General features: G+C 71.3%; 25 protein-coding genes. 18 read left to right on the plus strand and 7 right to left on the minus strand.

Annotated features, from left to right (window positions below):
* The first annotated feature begins 58 nt into the window (after positions 1-58).
* The 5 genes from AB0H78_RS37295 (at position 59) to AB0H78_RS37315 (ending at position 4,777) form a co-directional block, all read left to right on the plus strand.
* Positions 59-1,144, plus strand: a complete 1,086-nt coding sequence (locus tag AB0H78_RS37295; RefSeq protein ID WP_363239267.1) for an exo-alpha-sialidase — start codon at positions 59-61, stop codon at positions 1,142-1,144.
* A 34-nt stretch (positions 1,145-1,178) separates the two neighbouring features.
* The gene (locus tag AB0H78_RS37300; protein WP_363239268.1) at positions 1,179-1,856 is read left to right on the plus strand and encodes a uracil-DNA glycosylase; all 678 of its coding nucleotides are present in this window, start codon (positions 1,179-1,181) and stop codon (positions 1,854-1,856) included.
* Between the two features lie 23 nt (positions 1,857-1,879).
* The gene (locus AB0H78_RS37305; RefSeq protein ID WP_363239269.1) at positions 1,880-2,752 is read left to right on the plus strand and encodes a phospholipid scramblase-related protein; all 873 of its coding nucleotides are present in this window, start codon (positions 1,880-1,882) and stop codon (positions 2,750-2,752) included.
* Between the two features lie 4 nt (positions 2,753-2,756).
* Positions 2,757-3,749: a BadF/BadG/BcrA/BcrD ATPase family protein gene (locus tag AB0H78_RS37310; protein WP_363239270.1), complete on the plus strand. Its 993-nt coding sequence runs from the start codon at positions 2,757-2,759 to the stop codon at positions 3,747-3,749.
* Between the two features lie 95 nt (positions 3,750-3,844).
* Positions 3,845-4,777, plus strand: coding sequence for a hypothetical protein (locus AB0H78_RS37315; protein ID WP_363239271.1), 933 nt, complete (start codon positions 3,845-3,847; stop codon positions 4,775-4,777).
* 62 nt (positions 4,778-4,839) lie between these two features.
* On the opposite strand, the gene AB0H78_RS37320 is transcribed toward AB0H78_RS37315, so the two are convergent.
* The 3 genes from AB0H78_RS37320 to AB0H78_RS37330 all read right to left on the minus strand — a co-directional run bounded on the left by AB0H78_RS37320 (position 4,840) and on the right by AB0H78_RS37330 (position 8,086).
* A complete protein-coding gene (locus AB0H78_RS37320) occupies positions 4,840-5,880 on the minus strand; it encodes a lactonase family protein (protein WP_363239272.1) in 1,041 nt (346 codons plus the stop codon).
* A gap of 57 nt (positions 5,881-5,937) precedes the next feature.
* Positions 5,938-7,191: a nitric oxide synthase oxygenase gene (locus AB0H78_RS37325; protein WP_363239273.1), complete on the minus strand. Its 1,254-nt coding sequence runs from the start codon at positions 7,189-7,191 to the stop codon at positions 5,938-5,940.
* A gap of 208 nt (positions 7,192-7,399) precedes the next feature.
* On the minus strand, positions 7,400-8,086 hold the full coding sequence (locus tag AB0H78_RS37330; protein WP_363239274.1) for a M15 family metallopeptidase: 687 nt from the start codon (positions 8,084-8,086) through the stop codon (positions 7,400-7,402).
* Between the two features lie 129 nt (positions 8,087-8,215).
* Between AB0H78_RS37330 and AB0H78_RS37335 the strand changes: the two genes are divergently transcribed.
* The 4 genes from AB0H78_RS37335 to AB0H78_RS37350 all read left to right on the plus strand — a co-directional run bounded on the left by AB0H78_RS37335 (position 8,216) and on the right by AB0H78_RS37350 (position 12,466).
* Positions 8,216-9,430 carry a histidine kinase gene (locus AB0H78_RS37335; RefSeq protein ID WP_363239275.1) on the plus strand — a complete coding sequence of 405 codons (1,215 nt, stop codon included), beginning with the start codon at positions 8,216-8,218 and terminating at the stop codon, positions 9,428-9,430.
* Between the two features lie 71 nt (positions 9,431-9,501).
* Positions 9,502-10,179 (plus strand): response regulator transcription factor, encoded by a 678-nt coding sequence (locus AB0H78_RS37340; RefSeq protein WP_363239276.1) that lies wholly within the window; start codon positions 9,502-9,504, stop codon positions 10,177-10,179.
* Positions 10,180-10,301: 122 nt separating this feature from the next.
* Positions 10,302-10,922 carry a UDP-N-acetylglucosamine 2-epimerase gene (locus AB0H78_RS37345; protein ID WP_363239277.1) on the plus strand — a complete coding sequence of 207 codons (621 nt, stop codon included), beginning with the start codon at positions 10,302-10,304 and terminating at the stop codon, positions 10,920-10,922.
* 134 nt (positions 10,923-11,056) lie between these two features.
* Positions 11,057-12,466 carry a threonine/serine exporter family protein gene (locus tag AB0H78_RS37350; protein WP_363239278.1) on the plus strand — a complete coding sequence of 470 codons (1,410 nt, stop codon included), beginning with the start codon at positions 11,057-11,059 and terminating at the stop codon, positions 12,464-12,466.
* A 7-nt stretch (positions 12,467-12,473) separates the two neighbouring features.
* On the opposite strand, the gene AB0H78_RS37355 is transcribed toward AB0H78_RS37350, so the two are convergent.
* Positions 12,474-13,976: an FUSC family protein gene (locus AB0H78_RS37355; RefSeq protein ID WP_363239279.1), complete on the minus strand. Its 1,503-nt coding sequence runs from the start codon at positions 13,974-13,976 to the stop codon at positions 12,474-12,476.
* Between the two features lie 185 nt (positions 13,977-14,161).
* Between AB0H78_RS37355 and AB0H78_RS37360 the strand changes: the two genes are divergently transcribed.
* The 7 genes from AB0H78_RS37360 (at position 14,162) to AB0H78_RS37390 (ending at position 21,590) form a co-directional block, all read left to right on the plus strand.
* Positions 14,162-14,641, plus strand: coding sequence for an Lrp/AsnC family transcriptional regulator (locus AB0H78_RS37360; RefSeq protein ID WP_363239280.1), 480 nt, complete (start codon positions 14,162-14,164; stop codon positions 14,639-14,641).
* Positions 14,642-14,645: 4 nt separating this feature from the next.
* Complete coding sequence (locus AB0H78_RS37365; RefSeq protein ID WP_363239281.1) at positions 14,646-15,320, plus strand: HAD family phosphatase; 675 nt, start codon at positions 14,646-14,648, stop codon at positions 15,318-15,320.
* A 138-nt stretch (positions 15,321-15,458) separates the two neighbouring features.
* Entirely contained in the window at positions 15,459-16,331 is an 873-nt protein-coding gene (locus AB0H78_RS37370) for a serine hydrolase (protein ID WP_363239282.1), read from the plus strand.
* Positions 16,332-16,382: 51 nt separating this feature from the next.
* Complete coding sequence (locus tag AB0H78_RS37375) at positions 16,383-16,940, plus strand: XRE family transcriptional regulator (protein WP_363239283.1); 558 nt, start codon at positions 16,383-16,385, stop codon at positions 16,938-16,940.
* Positions 16,937-18,418 (plus strand): MFS transporter, encoded by a 1,482-nt coding sequence (locus AB0H78_RS37380; protein ID WP_363239284.1) that lies wholly within the window; start codon positions 16,937-16,939, stop codon positions 18,416-18,418. The genes AB0H78_RS37375 and AB0H78_RS37380 overlap by 4 nt, the downstream gene beginning before the upstream one ends.
* A complete protein-coding gene (locus AB0H78_RS37385; protein ID WP_363239285.1) occupies positions 18,415-18,945 on the plus strand; it encodes a GNAT family N-acetyltransferase in 531 nt (176 codons plus the stop codon). Before AB0H78_RS37380 ends, AB0H78_RS37385 begins: the two co-directional genes overlap by 4 nt.
* Positions 18,946-19,034: 89 nt before the next feature.
* The gene (locus AB0H78_RS37390) at positions 19,035-21,590 is read left to right on the plus strand and encodes a polysaccharide lyase family 8 super-sandwich domain-containing protein (RefSeq protein ID WP_363239286.1); all 2,556 of its coding nucleotides are present in this window, start codon (positions 19,035-19,037) and stop codon (positions 21,588-21,590) included.
* A 55-nt stretch (positions 21,591-21,645) separates the two neighbouring features.
* On the opposite strand, the gene AB0H78_RS37395 is transcribed toward AB0H78_RS37390, so the two are convergent.
* Positions 21,646-22,206, minus strand: a complete 561-nt coding sequence (locus AB0H78_RS37395; RefSeq protein WP_363239287.1) for an NAD(P)H-dependent oxidoreductase — start codon at positions 22,204-22,206, stop codon at positions 21,646-21,648.
* Between the two features lie 126 nt (positions 22,207-22,332).
* On the opposite strand from AB0H78_RS37395, the gene AB0H78_RS37400 reads away from it, so the two are divergent.
* Entirely contained in the window at positions 22,333-22,995 is a 663-nt protein-coding gene (locus AB0H78_RS37400) for a TetR/AcrR family transcriptional regulator (protein ID WP_363239288.1), read from the plus strand.
* Positions 22,996-23,011: 16 nt separating this feature from the next.
* Here the strand turns inward: AB0H78_RS37400 and AB0H78_RS37405 are convergent, their stop codons facing one another.
* Both AB0H78_RS37405 and AB0H78_RS37410 read right to left on the minus strand, forming a co-directional pair.
* On the minus strand, positions 23,012-23,398 hold the full coding sequence (locus AB0H78_RS37405; protein WP_363239289.1) for a zinc ribbon domain-containing protein: 387 nt from the start codon (positions 23,396-23,398) through the stop codon (positions 23,012-23,014).
* 122 nt (positions 23,399-23,520) lie between these two features.
* Positions 23,521-24,213 (minus strand): TetR family transcriptional regulator, encoded by a 693-nt coding sequence (locus tag AB0H78_RS37410; RefSeq protein ID WP_363239290.1) that lies wholly within the window; start codon positions 24,211-24,213, stop codon positions 23,521-23,523.
* A 114-nt stretch (positions 24,214-24,327) separates the two neighbouring features.
* On the opposite strand from AB0H78_RS37410, the gene AB0H78_RS37415 reads away from it, so the two are divergent.
* Positions 24,328-24,956: electron transfer flavoprotein subunit beta/FixA family protein (locus AB0H78_RS37415; protein ID WP_363239291.1), on the plus strand; the 629-nt coding region annotated here is incomplete at its 3' end.

The raw sequence follows: 24,956 nt of genomic DNA on the forward strand, positions 1-24,956 counted from the left end.
CAGTGCCGGGGTGCAGACTGACGCGTAAACCGGACAACGACGTCCTGGAGGTGTCGTGATGACCGAAATTCTTCTCACCGTGGGCACGCGCAAAGGGCTCTTCATCGGCCGCAGGCGAGGCGGCACATGGGAGTTCGACGGCCCGCATTTCAACGCCCAGGCCGTGTACTCGGTCGGCATCGACGCGCGTCGTGCGGTGCCACGCCTGCTCGTCGGCGGGGACAGCGCGCACTGGGGTCCCTCGGTGTTCCACTCCGACGACCTCGGTGCGTCCTGGACCGAGCCCGCACAGCCCGCGGTGAAGTTCCCCAAGGACACGGAGGCCTCCCTGGAGCGGGTCTGGCAGCTGCACCCGGCCGGGCCCGCCGAGCCCGATGTCGTGTACGCGGGCACCGAACCCGCCGCGCTGTTCCGCTCCGAGGACGGCGGGGAGAGCTTCGAGCTCGTACGACCGCTGTGGGAGCACCCCACCCGCTCCAAGTGGGTGCCGGGCGGAGGCGGGGAGGCGGTGCACACCGTGGTCACCGACCGCCGCGACCCCGACGCCCTGACCGTCGCGGTGTCCACGGCCGGAGTGTTCCGCTCGCGCGACCGCGGCGCGAGCTGGGCTCCGTCCAACCACGGAGTGTCAGCGGTCTTCCTCCCCGACCCCGACCCGGAGTTCGGCCAGTGCGTCCACAAAGTCGCCCAGGATGCGGGGGACTTGGACCGGCTCTATCTGCAGAACCACTGGGGTGTCTACCGAAGCGACGACGCGGGCGCCAACTGGACCGACATCGGCGCGGGACTCCCCTCGACCTTCGGATTCGCCGTCGCCGCCCATCCGCACCGCGCCGACACCGCGTACGTCTTCCCGATCACCGCGGACTCCGACCGGGTGCCGGCCGACAACAAGTGCCGGGTCTACCGCACGAACGACGCGGGCTCCAGCTGGGAGCCGCTTTCGGCAGGCCTTCCGCAAGGGGCGCACTACGGCACGGTGTTGCGTGATGCGCTCTGTACGGACGACGCGGATCCGGCGGGCGTGTATTTCGGCAATCGCAATGGCGAGGTGTACGCCAGCGCGGACGACGGCGACAGCTGGGAGCTCCTCGCCTCGCACCTGCCAGACGTCCTGTGCGTACGGGCGGCGGCCCTGGGTTGAGAGGACCACGGCATCCGCCAGTAGGGTGACCCCCGTGCCAGCACGACCGTTGAAAGACATCATCGAACCGGGATGGGCCCAGGCCCTGGAGCCGGTGGCCGAGCGGATCGCCGCGATGGGCGATTTCCTGCGCGCGGAGATCGCCGCGGGCCGCACCTATCTGCCCGCCGGAGCCCATGTGCTGCGTGCCTTCCAGCAGCCCTTCGACGAGGTGCGGGTCCTGATCGTCGGCCAGGACCCGTATCCGACACCGGGCCACGCCGTGGGCCTGAGCTTCTCGGTGGCTCCCGAGGTGCGTCCGGTGCCCGGCAGCCTGGACAACATCTTCCGGGAGATGCACACCGACCTCGGGCTGCCGCGTCCCTCCAACGGCGACCTGACGCCGTGGACGCGGCAGGGTGTCCTGCTGCTCAACAAGGCGCTCACCACCGCGCCGCGCAAGCCGGCGGCGCACCGCGGCAAGGGGTGGGAAGAGATCACCGAGCAGGCCATCCGGGCGCTCGCCGCACGCGGCAAGCCCCTGGTGTCCGTGCTGTGGGGCCGGGACGCCCGCAATCTGCGCCCGCTCCTGGGCAGCCTGCCCGCGGTGGAGTCCGCGCACCCCTCGCCGATGTCGGCGGACCGCGGGTTCTTCGGCTCGCGCCCCTTCAGCCGCGCCAATGAACTCCTCGCCCAGCAGGGATCCCCTCCGGTGGACTGGAGGCTTCCCTAGAACGGCGGGATATTCTGCCGCCCATGACGACACATGCGAACACTCCTGCGGGCTGGTATCAGGATCCCAACGGCCCTCAGGGGCAGCTCCGCTGGTGGGACGGCAGCCAGTGGACCGCCCAGACGCAGGCCGGGCAGGTCCCCCAGCAGCAGGCTCCCCAGGCCCAGCAGCAGATACCTCAGCAGTACGCACAGCAGCAGTACGGTCAGCCGGCCCAGCCCGCCGCCGCCGACCCGGCACGCATTCAGCAGCAGGTCCAGCAGAAGGCCGGGGTCGCCCCGACCCACCAGGGCGGCGGCTCGCTGTTCACCGAGCCGGTCCTCGTGGTGAACCAGAAGGCCAAGCTCATCGAGCTGACCAATGAGTACAGCGTCTTCGACCAGCAGGGGCGCACGCTCGGCACCGTGACCGAGATCGGCCAGAGCACCCTCAAGAAGGCCCTGCGCTTCGTCTCCAGCGTCGACCAGTTCATGACGCACCGCCTGGAGATCCGGGATGCGGCCGGACAGCCGGTCCTGCAGCTCACCCGTCCCGCGAAGTTCATCAAGTCCCGGGTGGTCGTCACCCGCCCCGACGGGGCGCCGGTCGGCGAGATCGTCCAGCAGAACGCCATCGGGAAGATCAACTTCGCGCTCATGGTCAACGGCCAGCAGGTCGGCGCCATCAAGGCGGAGAACTGGCGCGCCTGGAACTTCGCCATCGTCGACCAGAACGGCACCGAGATCGCCCGGATCACCAAGACCTGGGAAGGCCTCGCCAAAACGATGTTCACGACCGCGGACAACTACGTCCTGCAGATCCACCACCAGCTGCCCGACCCGCTGCTGAGCCTGGTCGTCGCCACGGCACTGACCGTCGACACCGCGCTCAAGCAGGACTCGCGAGGCCTGGGCTAATCAGATGACCGGCACCTCCTCCCCCGTGCTCGGCGTCGACTCGGGCGGCTCCGGCATACGGTTCGCTCTCGCGGCCGCCGACGGCACCCCGATCGGTACGCCGCTGGTTTCCAGGGAGCCGGTGCGCACCGGCCCTTCGGGGATCGATGCTGCGCACCTCCTCGCCCAACTCGTGCCCACAGCACGCCGGTTGGCCGCAGATGCGGGGGTGGAGCAGCCGGCGGCGGTCTGCGTGGGCGCCGCCGGAATGGCGACGCTCGGCAATGAACTGCGCGCCGAGCTGCCCGCCGCACTGGAGAGCGCGCTGGGCGTACGCCGCCTGGCGCTGGCCGGTGACGCGGTGACCGCGTACGCCGGAGCCCTCGGCCAGCGGCCCGGAGCGGTGGTCGCGGGCGGCACCGGGATGATCGCGCTGGGCACCGATCTGGGCCGGTGGCGCCGTGCGGACGGCTGGGGCCACCTGCTCGGCGACTGCGGCAGCGGGGCGTGGATCGGGCAGGCCGGGCTCGAGGCGGCCATGCGCGCCCATGACGGCCGCAGCGGCGGCTCCCGGCCGCTGCTCGCCCGCCTGACCACGATGTTCGGGCCTGCCGGGGAGATGCCCGGGCAGATCTACCCCCGCACCGACCGGCCCGCGGTGCTCGCCTCCTTCGCACCCGAGGTGGCCGCCTGCGCGGCGGACGGCGATCCGGTCGCCGGGGCGATCCTGCGCGAGGCGGCCCGGCACATCGCCGCCGCAGCCGCGGCGGTGTGCCCGCCGCCGGAGGCCGGGGAGTGCGAAGTCGCCTTCACCGGGGGCCTGTTCAAGATGGGCGATCCTCTGCTCGTACCCTTGGCCACGGAGCTGGCCGTACAACTTCCGCACGCCAGGCCCGTACCGGCGGCCGGCGATCCGCTGTCCGGAGCGCTGCTCGTCGCCTCCGCGCTGACCCGCGAAGACCTCCGGCTGCCGCTCGATCCGAAGCTGTTGTACGTGGCGACAGAGCAGGATAGATGATCCGTAACGCCCTCATCGGATAAATGCGGACAGATAACTCGGGAATGCCCCCTCCCCGAACAGCCGCACCCCAGAAGCCAGTAGCATGCGGCCGCATGAGCTCCCCCACTGGGCCTGCATCCGGCCTGCCTGTACGAATGCCGCGACCTCGCCAGTCCGGACGGCACCGCCGCCCGGAGATCGCGGTGGCGCCCGAAGGCGCGCCCGCGCTGGTTCTCGCCGTTCCCGGCACTCCTTCCTCCGCCTCGCGCAGCCTGGCGGAAGAGGTCGTCTCCATCGCACGCTCCGAGCTGCCCGGCCTCGACGCCCGCATCGGATATCTGGACGGTGCGGCCGACAGCGCCGAGTTCCCGACGCTGGACGCGGTGCTCGCGCACACGGCCGCCGAGCGCACCGCGCGCTATGAGCAGGCCAGGGCCGCGGGCCGCGAGGTGGCCGCGCCCGAGGGCCCGGTCGCCGTCGTGGTGCCGCTGCTCGCCGGCCCGGACGCCGCGATCGTGCGGCGGATACGGCAGGCGGTCATGGACAGCAGCGCGTCCGCCGAACTGGCCGACGTACTGGGTCCGCACCCGTTGCTCGCCGAGGGGCTGCACGTACGCCTCTCGGAGGCCGGTCTGGCCCGCGCCGACCGCGCGAGGCTGTTCACGGTGGCCACGGCGGCCGACGGCATCATCCTGGCGACGGTGGGCGGTGACGAGGCGGTGCAGGCCGCCGGGATCACCGGCATGCTGCTGGCCGCGCGCCTGGCCGTACCGGTGATGGCCGCCGCGCTCGACGTGGACGGCTCCATCAGCGCGATCGCCGAGCAGTTGCGCGGGTCGGGTTCGGCGCAGCTGGCGCTCGCCCCGTATCTGATCGGTCCCGAGGTGGCGGGGAGCCTCCTCGACGACGCGGCCAAGGAGGCGGGCTGCGCCGCGGCGCAGTCGCTCGGCGCGTACCCGGCCGTCGGCAAGCTCGTCCTGTCGAAGTACACGACCGCGCTGGGCATCACGCCGCAGCAGCCTTCACAGGGTGCTCCGGTCAGCTGACCTTTGACGTGTGAGGGCCCGCACCGGATGTCCGGTGCGGGCCCTCACACATCGTGCGGCGGTCAGCCGAAGATCACGCAGGAGGCCGCGGGCGCCTCGATGGAACCCGCGCGGCTCGGGATGCCCGTGCCGGGGTCGATGTCGAACCAGGTCACGTCCCCCGAGCGCTCGTTGGCCGCGTACAGGCGGCGCCCCGAGGGGTCGAGGGCGAGGTCGCGCGGCCAGTGGCCGCCGCAGCCGACGGTGGTGACCAGCGCGGGCTTCTCGCGGCTCTCGTCGAGCGCGAGGACCGAGATCGAGTCGTGGCCGCGGTTCGCGGCCCACAGGAAGCGCCCGTCGTGGGAGACGACGACCTCGGAGGCGTACGTCTCGGTGTACTCACCGTCCGGCACCACGGCCGTCTCGCCCACCGGCTCCAGCGTGCCCGCCCCGGCGTCCCAGCGGCAGACGGTGAGGGTCGGCTCCAGCTCGTTCAGTACGTACGCGTGCGTGCCGTCGGGATGGAAGACCAGATGGCGCGGGCCGCTGCCCGGCTTCAGCGCGCACTCGCCGTGCAGGGCCAGCGCCCCGGTGTCGGCGTCGAGCGTGCAGATACGGACGGAATCGGTCCCGAGGTCCACGCTCACCACCCAGCGGCCGCTGGGGTCGGGGAGCACCTGGTGCGCGTGCGGACCTTCCTGGCGCTCCGTACGGGGGCCGCTGCCCTGGTGCCGGAGGACGGACACCCGCTCCCCGAGCTCTCCGCCGCGCAGCGGGAGGACCGAGACGCTCCCCGATCCGTAGTTGGCGCTGAGCACATGACCGCCGGCGAGCGCGAGATGCGTCGGGCTCTCGCCGCCCACCGGGACGGGCGCACCGGCCGGGCGGGGCAGTGTGCCGTTCACGTCGAAGGCGGCCAGCGCACCGTCCTCGGTCTCGGAGACGGTGCAGAGCACCGATCCGTCCTGGGACAGGGCGAGAAACGACGGGTTGGCCACGGCGTCGGTGGCGCCGAGTTCCGTCAGCGCCCCCGTCTTCGGGTCGACGGAGGCGGTGATGATCCCCCGCCCGCCCGCCGTCGTGAACGACCCGATGAATGCCCGCCCGGTGCCTGTGCTGTCCACCGTGCTACCCCTCTCCGCCGATGATCTCGATTGCCCGGCCGACGGTAGCAGGGGGGTCTAGACCATCTCCTCGCCCCGGGCCCGGGACTTGGCGGCCTCGTGGTGGACGTAGGCGGGACGCCATTCGCGTGAGTCGTACGTACGGTGGAAGACCGGTGTCGCCGAGCCCGAGATGGGCGGCACGATCCACGACCAGTCGGCCCCGACCACCCGTCCCCGGCTCTCCTCCCGTTCCAGGTGGGTGAGGAAGCGGTGCGATTCGGTGTGGTGGTCGGCGACGGTGACCCCGGCGCGGTCGAAGGAGTGCAGGACGGCCCGGTTGAGTTCGATCAGCGCACGGTCCTTCCAGAGCGAGCGGTCGCTGGACCTGTCGAATCCCAGCCGGTCGGCGATACGCGGCAGCAGGTCGTAGCGGTCGGTGTCGGCGAGGTTGCGGGCGCCTATCTCGGTCCCCATGTACCAGCCGTTGAAGGGGGCGGCCGGGTAGCAGATCCCGCCGATTTCCAGGCACATCCCGGCGATCGCGGGTACGGCGTGCCAGCGCAGCCCCCACTCCGCGGGCCAGCGGTCCTCGGGGTGGTCGAGCTCCACCTCCAGGACGGCGTCGCGCGGCAGTTCGAAGCAGCGCGGCTTGCCCGCACCGTCCTGCACGATCAGCGGCAGTACGTCGAAGGCGGTGCCGGGGCCGCCCCGCCAGCCGAGCCGCAGCGCGAGCGCGGTGAGTCCGGCGTTGCGCGGATCGCCGATCACGCGGCCGTCCCCGGTGAAGTAGCCCGCGTACCGCACCAGTTGCTCGTTCCAGATGCGGGGTCCCTTGCGTCCCGGGGCATCCGGGGCGAAGACGGTGATCAGCGGACGGATCCGGCCTCCGTTGGTGGCCTCGCGCAGATGCAGGGCGCACTCGCGGGCCACGGACTCGGCGTCGTCGGCCTCCCTGCGGTCGCGGACGCGCAACGAGCGCCAGTAGAGGCGGCCGATGCAACGGTTGCTGTTGCGCCAGGCGACGCGCGCGCCGAAGACGAGTTCCCCGCTGGTGTGCCGGTACGTACCGGTGGCGTCGATCTCAGCGCGTACGGCAGCGATCCGCCGGGCGGGATCAATCTCCGGCAGCTCCTCATGGTGATGGAGGCGGATGAACTCCTCCGCGTCCCGCAGCAGTTCGGCCGGTGCGGCGGGCGGGGCGGAGTCTCCCGCGCCCGGGTGACCCGCCGGGCAGCGGACGGGCACCACCGGCACGTCCGCCCGCCGGTGCTGCTCCACCGCCGGTGCCTCAGCACTCGACCCGCGACGGAACTGACGTAACTTCCGCATGGCGCACACCCTCAAGAGCGTCGGAGGGGACCCAATGATGCCGCCGGGTTACCCCCTGTGCGGGGAGATCCACCCTGTCCGTGCACCCTGAATGCGCCTCACCCGGAAGCCTCGTGTCCACGCCGCAGGTCAGGAGGGTGCGAGGGGGGCGTACGGCGGAGTGCGAGGGGGCGCACCACGGTCGGCGGGCGCCCCTGGCTCGTGCCTCTCAGCGGCCGTTGGCGGAGAAATGCTGATAGTCGGGCGCCCACCAGCGGCCGCCCCACTTCCAGCCCACGGCGTGCATGGCCCGGGTGATGGCGTCGCCGGGGCGGATCATGCCCTTCGCCGCGTGCCGGCGGTCGAGGTAGCGGGCACCGGCCGCTGGGTACACCCGGCCGCGGGTGTCCACGTACGGGTTCTCCAGGGTGTTGATGTCCACGGCGTCACCGTAGGAGTGCTGGGAGAGGCGGGAGGGATTCCCGGTGACAGCACGGCAGTTGAAGGCGGAGGTGTTGTCGGCGGCCATCGCGGCGACGTCGCTGCCGCCGAACTCCGCCATCACCCGCATCTGCCGGATGGGGAAGTGGGCGGCGAAGGCCCGGCCGAACACGTACAGCAGCGGCTGGACGGACTGCTTCCTGACGATGAGTTCGCCGGTGCGGACCCGGCCGTCGAACCCCCAGTGGTTCATCCGGATCAGCCGGAGCCCGCGCGGGGACACCGGGCATCCGGAATGCCAGCTGCGGCCCAGCTTGGCCAGGGGCACGGCGGTGACCCGGGCGTTGAGCGCGGGCTTCGGCACGCTGCTCGCCGCAGCGGGCGCGGCGAGGCCGGCGGCGCACAGGACGGCGGCGGCCGCCGCGAGACCGATCAGTGGGCGGGGGCGTCTCGGTGAGAGTCGTGTCGTGGTCACCGGGCAGGTATAACCCGGACGACCGCCGCCACGGTACGAGCGCGGCCGGAGCATGCCGATCGGGTGCATGACGACCGGTCATATGTGCGCCTCGGCTGCGTCGCCGCTGGTCCGGGGCATGGTGGGGCCATGACTGAACGGCGCGACCTGCTGCCCGCCGACGCCCGGCAGTACGCCCGCTGGTCCCGGGTCGGACGCGTGCTGGGAAGCCGTACCGGTGACTGGATCGCCATCGGTGTCGTCTTCCTGCTGAGCCTGCCCAGGGTCCTGATCCGGCCCGACGACCCCTGGGATCCGGGGTTCAACTGGCCGATCGCCGTAGCGCTGGCCGGGACGCTCTCGCTGCTCTTCCGGCGGCGGTGGCCCGAGGTGCCCGCGGTCGCGGGTCTGGTCGTACTGGCACTGACCTCGGACGACGCGCTGCTGCGCTTCGGTGTCTATGCCGTGGGGCGCTACCGGCCGCTGCGGTACGCGGCCTGGCTCGCCACGTGCATCGTCTTCGTACGTCTCTGCATCGTCGTCTTCATCGTCGACCGTTTCTCGACCGCCGCGATCTGGGAGCTCATGGTGCTCACCCTGCGCTACTCCCTGATGAGCGTGCTGGGCCCGGCCTCGGCCGGTGCCACCGTCCGCGCGTTCCGCGTGGGCGAACTGCTCTCCGCGTTCCGGGCCCGGCTGGACCGCGAGGACGCCCTGCGCACGGCGGAGGAAGCTGCCGAGGACCGGGCCGAGCAGGCGCGCCGCCGTATCGCGCGGGACGCCCACGATCATGTCGGACACGAAGTCACGCTGCTGGTTCTGCAGGCCAATCTGCTGTCCGCCACGGCGCCGGACGAGGCGACCCGCAGCGCGGCGGAGGATCTGGTCGGCCGAGGCCAACGGGCCATTGACCAACTGCACAGCATCGTGAAGACGCTCAAGGAACCCGACGAGAAACCCTCCTCCCCGCCCGACGTACGACGGATCGAGCGGCTCGTCGACGACGCACGCCGAAGCGGCGCGAACGCCACCTTGGACCGACGCGACTTCGAGGACCGGCTGCTGCCCCCGGCCGTGGCGGAGTTCTGCTTCCGGGTGGCCCAGGAGGGGCTGACCAACGCGGTCAAGCACGCCCCCGGCGCCGACATCCTGGTCACGGTGGCCACCGATGACACGACTGCCAGGGTCGCCGTCCGCAATTCCCCGCCCACGGCTGCGCCCGGCGCACATGCGAAGGGCGGAGGCAGCGGTCTCCAGAACCTCGGCGAACTGGCGGAGCGGCTCGGTGGCGAGCTGGTGGGCCGCGCGACACCGGACGGCGGGTTCGAGGTCACGGCGACGCTGCCCCGGGCGACACCTCGCTGACGTACGACATGCGCCCCGTCCCGCAGGCGGAGATCATGGAAAGCGACGCCGACGTGACAGGGAGTGCCCCAATGCCGGTCAACGTGGTTCTGGTGGACGACGAGCCGCTGGTCAGGGCGGGAGTCAAGGCTCTGCTCGACACCACCGACGAGATCCAGGTGGTCGGCGAGGCGGGTGACGGGGCGGAGGCGGTCGAGCTGGCGGTACGACTGCGGCCCGATGTGGTCGTCATGGACGTCAACATGCCGAAGGTCTCGGGGATCACGGCGGCGCGCCGGCTGCAGGACCTGACACCCCGGCCCCGCATCCTGATGCTGACGGCCCTCTGCGATCACGAGAAGGTCGCAGAGGCGTTCCAGGCCGGGGCGGACGGTTTTTCGCTCAAGAGCGCCCGTATCGGAGAGCTGATCCGCTCGGTGCTCACCGTCGCCCAGGGCGATCCGGTGGTGCCGCCGGAGATCATGCGGCTGATGATCGAGCGGTCCGTCGGGCAGGAGTCCCCCGAAGTGGCGGAGGCCCGTCGGCGCGTGGGCCGGCTGGGCGGGCGGGAGCAGCAGGTACTGGCGCTCCTGGGCGGTGGCGCGAACAACGCGCGCATCGCCGAGGCGCTGTTCATGGCCGAGGGCACCGTGAAGGGCTACGTCTCGCGGGTCCTGGCCGAGCTGAAGGTGGACAACCGTACGCAGGCGGCTCTGCTGGCGCACCAGATCGGGCTGAAGCCCGAGGCCGCCGGGCAGCAGACGGCCTGATCAAGACTTTCGTTGGGTCACCCCGGCCATAAGTGTCTGTAACGGGGCATCTCAGGCATGCATTCTCTTTCTCGGAGCGCTGCTCGACGCGCTCGATCCAGCTCGCCCGTGGAGGAGAAAGCATGTCCAGCACGCCCCGCCAGACCCGCCCGTCGTCCGCCGCCCGCCTCACCGGCCGTATCGCCTTCGTCCTGGGCACCCGGGCCGAGATCGCCCGGCTCGCGCCCGTCGTGCACCAGCTCGGCGACACGGCCGCGCTCGTCCATACCGGACAGCAGCACGATCCGCTGTTCGCCACCGCCCTGCTCGCCGAGTGGGGCCTCGACGCACCGGACGCGGCGCTCGACATGGCGGGCGACCCGAGCGGGGACGAGCGGCTGGGGCGCATCCTGGCCTGGCTGGGCGCGACCTTCACCGAGCACCGGCCCGCCGCGGTCGTCGTCCTCGGCGGCAGCGCCTCCGCCATCGCGGGCGCGCTGGCGGCGAACAGCATCGGCATCCCCCTCGCCCACATGGAGGCGGGAGCGCGTGACCACGACAGCGAGCCGGCCGAACAGCACCGCGTCCTCGTCGACGGTCTCGCCGACGTCCTGTGCGCCGCGACCCCCGAGAACGTCACGCAACTGATCGACGAGGACTGCGACCCCGGCCGGATCGTGCTGACGGGATCGATCGCCGTGGAGGCCGCCGCCCTCCGCGCGTTCGGCGACGTACAGGAGGACACGGTCCGCGTCCCCGCGTGAGCCGGCCGCCGGTTCCGCCGTCGCCTTCCGCACCCCTCTGTGCCTCGCGAACCCGATGTCCGTTATGTTCGATTTACGGACCATTCGCACGTTCTGGATCCCAGGACCACGAGGAAGGACGCCAGAGAATTCGTATGCAGAAGTCGCCTGACCTGTCCCCCTGGCTCGCCCAGGCCCTCCCCCGCATCCGCGGACTCGAGCCGACCGCCACCTACGGCTACGCGGGCGAACTGCTCCACGACGACGGCCGCTCCGACATGGACGCACACGGGGCCCGCGTCGCCGACCTGGTGATACGCATCGGCGAAGCACTGCTCGCGTACGGCGCCCCCGCCGAGGAGTCCGTCGCGGGCATGCTGATCACCGCCGAGTCCTTCGGGCTCAGTCACGTCGAACCGAGCGTGACCCTGCACTCCGTGTACGTGTCCGGCTGCGCCCCCGGCGTCCTGACTCCGGTCCATGCCAGCCGCGTCATCCGCAAGCACGCCACCGATTTCCGTACCCTCGCCCGGATCCAGGACCTCGTCTCCGCGATCAGCACCCGGCAGGTGTCGCTCGCCGAGGCCAGGAAAGGCGCGGCGGTCATTCTGGACGAGCGGGCGCCTGCCGGGCGGTGGGCGCGGCTGCGCTTCCCGGTCCTGACGGGCCTGGTCGCCGCAGGGGCGGGACTCGTGTTCGGCGGCAAGACGGTGGAGTCTCTGTCCGCGCTCCTGGCCGCCGTCGCCGGTGCGCTGCTGTGCGGAGTGCTCGGGAGGCACGGGGTCCCTGCGTTCTACCGGTACGCGCTCGCCGCGATGCCCGCCGGCCTCACCGCACTGGCCGTGCACGAACTCGTACCGGACACCAGCAGCCAGGCGATCGTCGTCGCGGGCGTCCTCGGCCTGCTGCCCACGGTGACCTTCGTCAGTGCCGTGCAGGACAGTCTCACGGGGCACTACCTGACAGCGCTCGGGCGCCTCTTCGACGCGACGCTCGTCTTCACCGCGGTGATCACCGGCGTGGTGGTGGTCATCGGCCTGGGCGCCATGGTGGGACTCGACCTGCCGATGTCGCCGTCGATCACCCATGGCGGCTTCACCGGCTCAGCGACCGTGGGGGTCATCGTCTTCGCCGTCGCGGTGGCCGCACGGAGCCGCGCCCGGACGCAGGACCGGCTGCCCGCCGCGGGCATCGCGCTCGGCGGCTACTCCGTGCTGGTGGGGCTCGGCGCTCTCGGTTTCTCCTCGCTCGCCGCGACGGCCGTGGCCGCGAGCACCGTCGGCGCCGCGGGCCAGGTCCTCGCCCGGCGCCGTCGCGGGTCCGGCATCGCGCTGGTCGTCCCCGGCATGGCGCCCCTGCTCCCCGGCGGCACGCTCTACCTGGCGCTCACCGACCTCGCGTCGGGCAGGACCCCTGCGGGTGTGGGCGGGCTCGTCCATGTCGCGGGTGTCACCCTGACCCTGGCCGTCGGGATCAACCTCACCGGCGAGTGCGCCCAGTTCCTGCGGCAGGTCCGCGGTGCGGCCGCCCGGCGGGAACGCGGCGGGGCACGCATCGTCTCCTAGGAGTCGGCTAGGCGTCGACCGGTGACGCGTAGGGCGCGTGGTGGAGCGGCGTGACCAGTGCGCTGAGTGCGCGTTCCAGGTCGTGGATGTGGGTGAGCGCGGGCTCCGCCGCGGCCGGCCTGGGCGCGGGGGCAGGGGCGGCGGCAGCGCGGTGGGGCCGGGGCGCCGTGAGGATCTCGACGGCGTGCTCCACGCGCCAGCAGGCGGCCGCGAGGCGTGCGTCGTGCGAGGCGTCGGGGTCGGCGGCGACGGAGGCCAGGCCGCGGACCTCGCGGGCACAGTCGTCGAGGAGCGCCAGGACCCGGCGGGCGCGGGCCTTGCGGGCCCGGAGCGGGTTGAGGGGGTGGACCAGGGGCGCGAGGGAGAGCCGTACACGCCCCAGGAGGAGTTCGAGTTCGCCGATGTGCGGCGCGGGGTCGGCGCCCGGCGTGCCGGCGAGACGCGCCGTGGCCTGCTCCGTACAGGCGTGGACGCAGTGCAGGGCGCGCTGGATCCAGGCGTGCGTGGTCGCATGCGTGGTGATGGGCAGGACCACGAGTACCGCGAGGGCGGCGCCCAATGCCCCCGTGCCGGTCTCCGTCAGGCGCAGCAGGAGAAGCGCGGGATTCAGGACGCCCAGCAGGCCGTAGAGCAGACCGGCCATGACGGTCACGAAGAACATCATCCAGCTGTACGAGGGTGCCGCCGTGTAGAAGATCCCGAAGACGCAGACGGCGACCAGGGCGGCGGTGGGCGCGACCGCGCCGTCGAGCGGCAGGGCGATCAGCAGTCCGGCGACGATGCCGGTGACGGTGCCCAGCACCCGGCGGAAGCCGCGTACGAGCGTCTCGCCGCGCGACGCGGTGTTGACGAAGATCCACCAGGCGGTGCCGACGGCCCAGTAGAAGCGGTCGTGGGAGAGCAACTGGCCCACCGCGAGCGCGAAGCTGCAGGCCAGCGTCGCCTGGAAGGCCTGGCGGGTGGTGGGGCGGGCCAGGCGCCGGCCGGTGAGCGGCGCGGGGGCCGCGGGCGGCGGGGTACGGCGCTCGATACACCAGAGTCCGAACCGGACCGCGGCGGCGGAGGCCACGGCGAGCGCGACGGCCGCGTACAGCTCGGGAAGCTGGGCGGGGACCGCGTGCAGGAACTGGGTGATGAAGAAGGTCATGAAGCCGAAGGTGCCGAGCGCGTGGCCGCGCGGGCCCCACCGGCGGGCGTACACGCCCACGAAGATCACGGCGAGCCAGGACGCGTCGCGCAGCAGCGGCATCCCGTGCAGGGACGAGGCGAGCGCGAGGACGGGGAAGCCGACCGCGGGCAGCAGGGCGGTGGTGAGCGCCTGGCGTCGTACGGTCGCATCGCCGACGGTGAAGAGCGCGAGCAGCGCGGCGAGTCCGCCGGTGATGGCCGCGGGAAGCGGGAGACCGGCCAGCTCGGCGGCGGTCACCGCCAGGCCGATGCCCAGCACGGCGCGCAGCGAGACCCGCAGCCGCAGCAGCCCCGGATCCGGAGCGGCGAACATCCTCTTCATGGCGGTGTCCCCGCCCCCCTTCGACCTGCCTCGGACATGGCGAAGGCGCCGCGGGTCGGTCCGCAGCGCCATCGATAAGGGTAGGAAAGCATCCGGAGGGCGGGCGGCTCAACCGGCTCCCGGATCGCTGGGCCATTGGTACAGTCATGATCTCGTCGGCAGTACCAGAAGGAGACCAACGGACCATGGCGGTGGACAAGCTCGACACCCGCATCCTGAAGCTGCTGATCGAGCAGCCGCGGACCAGCGTGCGCGAGTACGCCCGGATCCTCGGCGTCGCCCGCGGCACCGTCCAGTCGCGCCTGGACCGGCTGGAGCGGGACGGCGTCATCACCGGAACCGGCCCCATGCTCTCCCCCGCCGCACTCGGCCACCCGGTGCTGGCCTTCGTCCACATCGAGGTCACCCAGGGGCATCTCGACGAGGTCGGCGATGCACTCGCCACCGTGCCGGAGATCATCGAGGCCTTCTCGATCACGGGCGGCGGGGATCTCCTGACGCGCGTCGCCGCCCGCGACAACGGCCATCTCGAGGACGTCATCCAGCAGCTGATCCAACTGCCCGGTGTGGTCAGGACCCGTACGGAGATGGCGCTCCGTGAGCGGGTGGCGCACCGGCTGCTGCCCCTGGTCGAGTCCGTGGGCAGGGGGCCGGGGCATCCTTGATGCCATGAGCACTCCGGTCATCTTCGATCTCGACGGCACACTCGTGGACAGCGAGCCGAACTACTTCGAAGCGGGGCGCAGGCTCCTCGCCCGGTACGGGGTGACGGACTTCACCTGGGAGGTCCACGCCCGGTTCATCGGCATCGGTACGCGCGAGACGCTGGAGACACTGCGCTCCGAGTACGGAATCCAGGCGCCGCTCGACGAACTCCTGGCCGCCAAGAACGCGCTCTATCTGGAGTTGGCCCGCACCTCGACCGAAGTCTTCCCCGAGATGCGGAAGTTCGTCGAGCGGCTGCACGCGGACGGCGTCCCGATGGCGGTGGCCTCCGGATCCTCGCTCGCGGCCATCGAGGCGATCCTGGGCGGTACGGGACTGGACGGGCTGATCACCACGGTGGTCTCGGCGGAGGAGGTCGCGCACGGCAAGCCCGAGCCCGACGTGTTCCTGGAGGCGGCCCGCCGGCTCGGGGCCGACCCGGCCGACTGCGTCGTCCTCGAGGACGCGGCGCCGGGCGCGGCCGCCGCGCACGCGGCCGGGATGCGCTGCATCGCCGTTCCGTACGTGGCCGAATCATCCGGCGATCCGGCGTTCGCCGCCGCCGCGCTCCTCTTCCCGGGCGGCCAGAGCGAGTTCACCGCGCAGGCGGCTGTCGAATGGCTTCACCGCGTCCGCTGATTTCCGCACCACCCCCGCCGTTCCCTCACCCCTCTGCCGGTGCGACGATTCCGACGCACCAGTACAAACGACCGAGGGAATGGAGAACACCAGGTGATAGGTGGGGGAAGACGGATTCGCCGGTGGGGGGTGGCGCTCATGGCGCCGGCGGTGGCCTTCACGGTCCTCGCGCCCGCAGGCGCCGCACAAGCGGCGACCGGGCCGGCGGGGATCACGGCCAAGAGCGCCATCCTGCTCGACAGCGGCCCCAACAAGGCGCTGTGGGGCAAGGCCCCGGACACCAGGCGGCAGATGGCCAGCACGACGAAGGTGATGACGGCGCTGGTCGTGCTGGAGACCAAGGGTCTCAATCTCAACAAGCAGATCACCGTCAAGCAGAGCTACCGCAACTACGTCGCCCGCAACGGCGCCAGCACCGCCGACCTGCGCAAGGGCGACAAGCTCACGGTCCGCCAGCTGCTGTACGGGATGATGCTGCCGTCGGGCTGCGATGCCGCCTACGCGCTCGCGGACACCTTCGGCTCGGGGAAGACGGAGTCGGCGCGCACCAGCTCCTTCATCTCCAAGATGAACGCCAAGGCGTCCCAGCTGAAGCTGAGGAACACCAGGTACGACTCCTTTGACGGGATCTCCAGGGCGGGGAAGAACTGGACCAATGCCCGCGACGCGGCGACGCTCGCCCGGCGCGCCATCGGGAACTCCATCCTGGCGGGGGTCGTGAAGGCGACCAGCACCCGGCAGAAGGCGACCAACGGCCGGGTCTACACCTGGTACAACACCAATCAGCTGCTCGGCTCGTACAAGGGCGCCATCGGCATCAAGACCGGTACGGGCACCGCCGCGGGACCGTGTCTGGTGTTCGCGGTCAAGCGCGGCAACCGGACGGTCGTCGGCGTGATCCTCAACGACAAGAACCGCTACACGGACGCCAAGAAGATGCTCGACTGGGCCTTCAAGACCAAGACCCCGATGTCCCTGCGCTCCCTCCCGGCCGGAGCCGAGAGGGACTAGTTCACAGGCAGGCCTTCAATCGTCTCCCATATCCGGGATAGCATCCCGGATATGGGAGACATTGATGTACGGCTGGCGGCCAGGCTCGCCGAACTCCGCACCGAGCGCGGCTGGTCGCTGGACGAGCTCGCCCAGCGCACGGGCATCAGCCGCTCCACCCTCTCGCGCCTGGAGCGCTCCGAGATCAGCCCGACCGCCTCGCTGCTGAACCGTCTCTGCACGGCCTACGAGCGCACCATGTCGCGGCTGCTGACCGAGGTCGAGGCCGATCCGACCCAGCTGGTGCGCGCCGCCGACCAGCGCGTATGGACCGACGAGACCTCCGGTTTCCGGCGGCGCTCGGTCTCGCCGCCGCACGCGGGGCTGCGCGGCGAACTCGTCGAGGGCACCCTGCAGCCGGGCGCCGACATCGCGTACGACGGGCCGGCCGTACCGGGCCTGGAGCAGCACATCTGGGTGCTCGAAGGCTCCGTGCGGGTCACCGTGCAGGGCGAGGATCATGAGCTCGCGACCGGCGACTGCCTGCGGTTCCGGCTCTGGGGGCCGACCCGCTTCCATTGCCAGGGACCCGACGCCGTCCGTTACGTCATCGCGGTCGTGCTGCCATGAGCAGCGCGGCAGCCGTACCCGGCTTCGCCCGCCGCGACCGCCTCGTCCTCGCCGTCTGTCTGGCCGCCGGGTTCACCACGCTGCTCGACCAGTCGGTCCTCAACATCGCCGTGCCCTCGCTGCGCGACGCGCTGTCCGCCGACGCCTCCCAGCTCCAGTGGATCGTGGCCGGCTACTCGCTGGCCTTCGGCCTCGCCCTCGTACCGGGCGGCCGGCTCGGCGACCTGCACGGCCGCAAGCCGTACTTCCTCTTCGGCATGGCGCTCTTCGTCGCCTCGGGCGTGCTGTCCAGTTGTGCGGGAAACGCCTGGGTCGTGGTCGTCTCGCGGCTGCTGCAGGGCTTCGGCGCGGGGATGGTCAACGCCCAGGTGATCGGCACCATCCAGGACGTGTTCAGCGGTCCTGCCCGGGCACGGGCGCTCGGCCTGTACGCGGTGACGGCCGGGGCGGCGGCCGCGCTCGGCCCGCCGCTCGGCGGTGCGCTCATAGCCGCCGCGGGGCCAGGCCTCGGCTGGCGTCTCGCCGTACTGCTCAACGCGCCCTTCGGGCTGGCGGCGCTCGTCCTCGCGGTGCGGTATCTGCCCCGGCGCCGGACGTCCGCCGGGCAGGCCGGTCTCGATCTGCCTGGGATCGCGCTCTTCGCCGCGCTCACCGTACTGATCATGCTTCCCTTCATCCGCTCCTCCGGTTACGCGGTCTACGGCGTGGGTGCATGTCTGACGGCCGGCGCGCTCGTGCTCCAGCAGTACCTGCGGGCGCGTACGGGCAAGCAGCCGCTGGTGCACCCGGCGCTGCGCCGCTCGGCCCCGTACGCCCTGGGCACCATGGTGGCGATGGCCCAGTTCGGCGCCTCCCTCGCGGCCGGGATGGTCCTCGCGCTCTTCCTGCAGGGCGCCCTCGGCCTCTCCGCCATGGCGGCCGCCGCGGTCATGCTGCCGCAGGCGCTCGGCATGGGCGCCACCTCCGTCTTCGCCTGGCGGGCCGTGGGGCGGTTCGGCGAGCACCGGGTGGTGACGGCGGGGCTCGCGCTCTCCGCCGTCGCACTGCTGGCGAGCGGCATCTCCACGCTGTACGTCCCGGCCGCCGCTCTCCCGGTCCTGCTCGGCGCGTTCCAGTTCTGCGCGGGTGCCGCGACCGGGCTCACGGTGGCTCCCACCCAGGCGCAGGTGCTGCGGCACGCGCCCGGTGAGGCGGCCGGGGTGGCGGGCGGCATCCTGCAGATGTCGCAGCGCATGGCGGCCGCGGTCTGCATCAGCGCGGTCTCGGGCATCTATCTGCACGGCACGGGCACCGGTGTGTCCGGCCTGCGGCACGCCTATTGGTACGCGGCGCTCGCCTGCGCCGCGATCGTCGGCGCCGGCCTTCTCGTGTCCGTACTCAACCGGAAGCTCGGCACACCCCTGCCCCAAGTCCTGGACGTCCCGGCACCTGTGCCGGCCGCCAGGGCCGCCACCACCGAAGAGGAGCCCGCCCTGTGAGCACACCGGTCCGCCTTTCCCCCGCCGAACTCACCGCTGCCGTCGACGAGTTGGCCGACCTCCTGGTGGAGGCCGTCGAAGACGGTGCCTCGCTCGGCTTCCTTGCGCCGCTGGACCGTGCCGAAGCCGCCGCCTGGTGGAGGTCGCTCGCTCCGGACGTGGCCGAGGGGCGGCTGGTGATGTGGGCCGCGTACGACAGTGACGACCGCTCCCGGCTGACCGGGACGATCAGCTTCGCTCCCGCCCGCAAGGCCAACAGCCGGCACCGTGGGGAGATCGCCAAGGTTCTCGTACGGAAGGAAGCGCGCGGCCAGGGCCTGGCACGGCGCCTGCTCGCCGTCGCCGAGCGGCACGCCGCGGAGACCGGGGTGACCCTGCTGATGCTGGACACCGAGACGGACAGCGCCGCCGACCACCTCTACCGTCGCGAGGGCTGGACCGCGTTCGGCACGGTGCCGCGATACGCGGCCGATCCCGCAGGGGAGCTGCAGCCGTGCACGTTCTTCCACAAGTCGCTCGCCCCCTGAACACCGCTCCGGGCGGCGCCCCTTGTCGCCGCTGAGGCCATCTGCTTGACTCCGCCCGCCGATACGTCAACTCACCGGCGGAGGAAGCCATGGAGATCACGCGAAGAAGTCTGCTGTCCGCCGTGCCGGCCGCCGGTCTCCTGGCGGCGCTGCCCGCGCAACCGGCGTCCGCCGCCGACGCCGATCCCGTAGCGGACGCCGCCCGCCTCCTGGCCAACACGGTGGCGGTCCTCGCAGGAACCACCGAGTCCAACTCCCGCCCGGAGACCGCCGCGAAGCTCGCCGCGGTCGACAGGACCGCACGCGCCAACCTCGCGTCGATGGACGCGGCGGCAGCGGGCGAGATTTTCGCGGGCCTGGTGCTCGGCGCCGGCGAGGCAAACCTCAACACCGCCTTCCGACGCCTGTACGAGATCGCCCTGGCCACCCGCACCCCGCACCCGGGCACCGCATCGGACCTGTACGAGAACACCGCCGTCCAGCGCCGGGTGACCGACGGCCTCGCCTGGCTGCACGAGCACTACTACGGCGACCAGTCGAAGGGCTACTACGGCAACTGGTTCTACTGGGAGATCGGCCTCTCCCAGTACATCAGCAAGACCTTCGCCCTCCTCGCCGACCGCGTCCGGGCCGACGCTCCCGCCCTCCTCACCACGTACATCGCCTCCATGGACGCCTATCTGCGCAACGGCACCGCGGGCGACGTCAACCTGGACTCGCGCTTCCACACGGGCGCCAACCTTGCCGACATCACCACGAACCGCCTCCTTCAGGGTGCGCTCCTCGGCGACGACGCCCGTATCCGCAAGGCACTCGCCGACCAGCTGACCGTCTTCGCCACCATCGATCCGTACCGCCTGGAGCACGGTGTCACGGACGGCTATTACGCGGACGGCTCCTTCATCCAGCACGCCTCCGTCGCCTACACGGGCTCGTACGGAAAGGGCCTCCTGACCCGCGTCGTCCAGACCCTGAAGTTCCTCGACGGGACGGACTTCACGGACGCGGGGGCGCTGGTGCCGACCGTGCAGGGGTGGGTGCGCGACGGTTTCGCGCCGCTCATCTTCGAGGGCTGGATGATGGAGATCGTCAAGGGGCGTGCGGTGTCGCGCCCCGACACCGGCTACACCGATGTCGCGATGGTCGTGGAAGCCGTCGTCGATCTGTCCTCGCTCGCGAGCGGCGCGGAATCCACCGCCCTGAAGAGCTACGTCAAGCACGTGCGGGAGACCTCGCGCGCCGCACTCGACCCGACCGGGTTCGTCTCCCCGGTCAGCATCGTGCGGTACGCCGACATCCTCGCCGACGCGACGGTGCCGCCCGCGGACCTCAATCCGGCCGCGCGCAGCGTCGCCTTCAACGCGATGGACAAGAACGTGCACCGCAGGCCGGGTTACGCCTTCGCGCTCGCCCGCAGCTCGGAGCGGATCAGCAAGTACGAGTACATGAGCGGCGAGAACCTCATGCCGTGGTTCCAGGGCGACGGGGCCCACTACCTCTATCTCGCCGGCCAGGACCAGACCCAGGCGTTCGGCGTCGACTACTTCACCACCGTCTCCCCGTACGGTCTGGCCGGTGTCACCGCGCCGGTCGAGGAGCGCCGCACCATCCCCCAGCTCTACGGGCTGCCGTACTACGACAACCCGGGCCACCCCCTGAACTTCACCTCCTCCTCGGAGTCGCAGAACACTTACGTCTACTTCCCGCGCGCGACGGCCCGGCACTCGGGCGGCGCGGTCCTCGGTCCGTACGGCACGGCGGCGATGGTGCAGTCCGACGACGTGGCCTACCGCGACAAGCAGGCGGGCATCCTCCCCGACGACTTCGTCGTGTACCGGGGCGCGACGGCGACGAAGTCGTGGTTCCTGCTCGACGAGGAGATCGTGGTGCTCGCCGCAGGCGTCGGCGGCGGGGCGGGGCGGGCCGTGACCACGACGGTCGACGCCCGCACCGCCGCACCGGACGATGCGGTGGAGCTCACCGGGATGCGCCGTGACGGCCGCCCCTGGACCGGTACGGGGACCGGCGATCTGCACTGGCTGCGATATGCCAACGCCTCGCAGCGCACCGCGGTCGGTTATGTCTTCCTCGACACCCCGCAGGTCCGGGTCGCTCTGGACAAGGTCACCCGCAGCCGCCGGGCGGTCCGCACCTCGAACCCGGATACCGCGGTCACCCGTACGGTCCTCGGCGTGACGATCGACGGAGCCGCCGGAGCCGAACCGGCCGCTCTGGCCTACGCGCTGATGCCGAACGCGAGCGAGGCCCAGTTGCGCTCCTACCGGCACGGCCCGCTTCAGGTCGTGGCCAACAGCCCGCGGCTGCAGGCCCTCACCCACACCGGACTCGGCCTCACCGCGGCGAACAGCTTCACGACAGGCCGCCATGAGGCGGCCGGACTGCGGATCGAGGGACCGGCCTCGGTGATGGTGCGGCGCGGGCACCGCGGACAGGTCTCGGTCGCCGTGTCCGATCCGACGATGGCGCGGGACACGGTCACCGTCCTGGTGCGCGGCCGCGCGCGGCGGGAGGTCACGGCGGACGACGGCGTACGCGTGCGCCAGGTGCACGGCGGCACCCTGCTGGAGGTCGACACCCGTCATGCGTACGGCCGGAGCTTCACGGCCGCGCTGCGCGACGACTGACATGACGAAGCCCGGCGACGGCGCGAAGTGCGCGCTGTCGCCGGGCAGTTGAACGTCAGGCCGCGGCGGGTGCGGCGTGCTCGGTCAGTCGGCCGACGACCTCGGCGAGCGAGCTGACGACCTCGCTGTCGTCGGCGGGGTGGAGCTCGGCGAAACGCGTGACGGAGCCGGGGATGGAGAGCTTGACATCCTCCAGGACCTTGCCGCCCGCGATGCCCGCGGCCTTGCGCGCGTCGTCCTGCGCCCACACGCCGCCGTACTGGCCGAAAGCGGTGCCGACGACGGCGACCGGCTTGGCGGTGATGGCGCCGGCGCCGTAGGGGCGCGACAGCCAGTCGATGGCGTTCTTCAGGACGGCAGGCATCGTGCCGTTGTACTCGGGCGAGAACAACAGGAAGGAGTCGGCCTGGCCGGCGGCCTCGCGCAGACGGGCGGCGGCAGCCGGGACGCTGCCCTCGACGTCCAGGTCCTCGTTGTAGAACGGCACGTCGGCAAGGCCTTCGAAGAGCTCGATCGCGACGCCCTCGGGGGCGTGCTTCGCGGCGGCCTCGGCGAGCTGGCGGTTGTGGGAGCCGGCGCGGAGGCTGCCGACGAGAGCGAGGATACGAACAGACATGGCGGGGCTCCTGATAAGTGCGTACGAAACTCAAGGGCGGGAACAACCGGACCGGGGTCCGTTTAAAGTTGTACCACCTATCCGGACCGCGGTCCACTTATTCTTTCACGGAGCTATCCTGAAGCCATGACCGGTTCCGTCCCGCCCCTTTTCCCTCCGGCCGATGCCCAGTTCGGACCGGCCGACCTCACCCTCACTCCGGCCGGCGAGCCTCCCGCACTGCGGGCCGACGCGGCACGCAACCGCACGCGTCTGCTGGAGGCCGCATCGGAGCTGATGGGCGGCTGCGGGGCCGCCGCTCTCACCATGGAAGCGGTGGCGTCCGCCGCCGGGGTCGGCAAAGGGACGGTCTTCCGGCGCTTCGGCGACCGCACCGGGCTCCTCATCGCGCTGCTCGACCACCGTGAGCAGCAGCTACAGGCGGCCTTTCTCTCGGGTCCGGCACCCCTGGGCCCGGACGCCCCCGCCCTGGACCGGCTGCACGCCTTCGGCCCGGCCGTCATCCGGCACGAACGCGCCCACCACGAGCTGATCCTGGCCGCCAGCACCGATCGGGTGCGCAACTACACGGTCCCGGCGGCCCGCCTACGCCTCACGCACGTCACCTTGCTGCTGCGGCAGGCGAACGCGGAGGGCGATGTCGAGCTCCTCGCCCACACGCTGCTCGGATATCTCGACACCGCCCTTGTCCACCACCTCGTCGTCGAGCGGGGCATGCCGCTCGACCGCATCGAGGCCGGGTGGCACGACCTCGTCGCCCGCCTGACCGCAGCGCGGCCGACGGACTGACCGCCGTACGCGCGGGTCAGTACCAGTCGACGCGCCCACTCGCCTCGCACAGCTCAAAGACCACTTCGCCCGCCTCGGAGTCCCCGCCGCTCACGGGGCGGACCCGGGCGCCGACCCACACCAAGTGCGGTGCCGCGCCCACGACTCGGCAGCGGAACACGAAGCCCTCCGGGAAACGGATGAGGGATTCATTGCGCGCCGTGCCCGTATAGCGGTTCACCACGCTGGAGCGCACGACGACGCCGTAGCCGTCACTGCGCTCGGACTCGAGGTCGCTCGCAGCACAGACGGGGCAGAGCAGACGTCTGAAGGATGCCGTACCGCACCAGCGGCAGCGCTGAAAGACCAGGCCGGTCTCCTCCTGCACCACCGGCGCCGCCGTGTCGATTCCCGTGCTGGACATGCCGCGGCCCCTTGCGCTCGGATCGGGTGCGCCGCACCTCCATGCCAGCGCCCTCGCACCATATGGCACTGAGTGCCATCGCGTAAAGGTACTCAATGCCAGATCATGCGCTCACAGCCCGATCACCCGTCGCCGAGCGCCGACTCGATCTGCTGCACGACGCGCCACATCGGGGCGCCCTTCCGGGCGAGAACCACCACCACTTCCCCGTCGCCGGCAGCGACCGCCGGACGCCCGCCACCGCTCCCCCACGTCTCCCGCACGAGCCCGAGCGCCTCGTCCACCGCCGCATCGGCATCGCCTTCACCGCCCGAACGCAGCCAGGACCGAAGGCCGTTGTTGTGCGCGGCCACCACCGACGCGGCGATGACCTCGGCGCGCAGCGCGCGTTCACCGCGCCGCTCCAGATATCCGGCGAAGGTCCGCTCATAGCGACGCATGACGGAGAGTTCATAGGTACGCAGCCCGGGCACCTCCCGAGTGAGGCGGTAACGCTGCACGGAGAACTCGGGGTTCGCGGCATACATGCGCAGCACGATCCTGGTCGCGTCGCACACGGTCTCGACGGGATCGGCACCGTTGGCGGCTTCCAGAAACGCGGTCATCTCGACGAGGCAGCGCTCATGGTCGGGAAAGACCGCATCCTCCTTCGACGGGAAGTAGCGGAAGAACGACCGGCGTCCGACCCCGGCCCGGGCGACGATGTCGTCCACGGTGGTCTGCTCGTAACCCCTCTCGAGAAAGAGCTCGAAAGCCGCCTCTGCCAGCACATCTCGCATGGGTGCCTTCTTGGCTGGTCTGCGCGCCTCAGTCATGCGGGGAACGTAACACCGGAAGCACCTGGATGGCACTACGTACCTTTACAGAGGGTACTGAGTGCCATATTCTTCACCCTATAACCACCATCAGGAGAAGCTAGGAGAGCCGGCGTGAGCTTGAGGATCGTTGTCTGTGTGAAGTACGTGCCCGACGCGACGGGTGACCGGCATTTCGCCGAGGATCTGACGGTGGACCGTGACGACGTGGATGGTCTGCTCTCGGAGCTGGACGAGTACGCGGTCGAGCAGGCGCTGCAGATCGCGGCTGAGGCGGACGACGCGGAGATCACCGTGTTGACGGTCGGTGGCGAGGACGCGAAGGACGCGCTGCGCAAGGCGTTGTCGATGGGCGCGGACAAGGCGGTCCATGTCGAGGACGACGAACTGCACGGCACCGACATCATGGGCACCTCCCTGGTCCTCGCGAAGGCGATCGAGAAGACCGGTTACGACCTGGTGGTCTGCGGCATGGCGTCCACCGACGGCACCGCCGGTGTCGTCCCCGCGATCCTCGCCGAGCGCCTGGGCATCCCGCAGGTCACGCTGCTCTCCGAGGTCAAGGTCGAGGACGGCACGGTGACGGGCCGCCGTGACGGCGACTCCGCCTCCGAGCAGCTCGAGGCATCCCTGCCCGCCCTCATCTCGGTGACGGACCAGTCGGGCGAGGCCCGTTACCCCTCCTTCAAGGGGATCATGGCGGCGAAGAAGAAGCCGGTCCAGTCCCTGGACCTGGAGGACCT

The organism is Streptomyces sp. NPDC050738 (genome assembly GCF_040654175.1).
Taxonomy (GTDB): domain Bacteria; phylum Actinomycetota; class Actinomycetes; order Streptomycetales; family Streptomycetaceae; genus Streptomyces.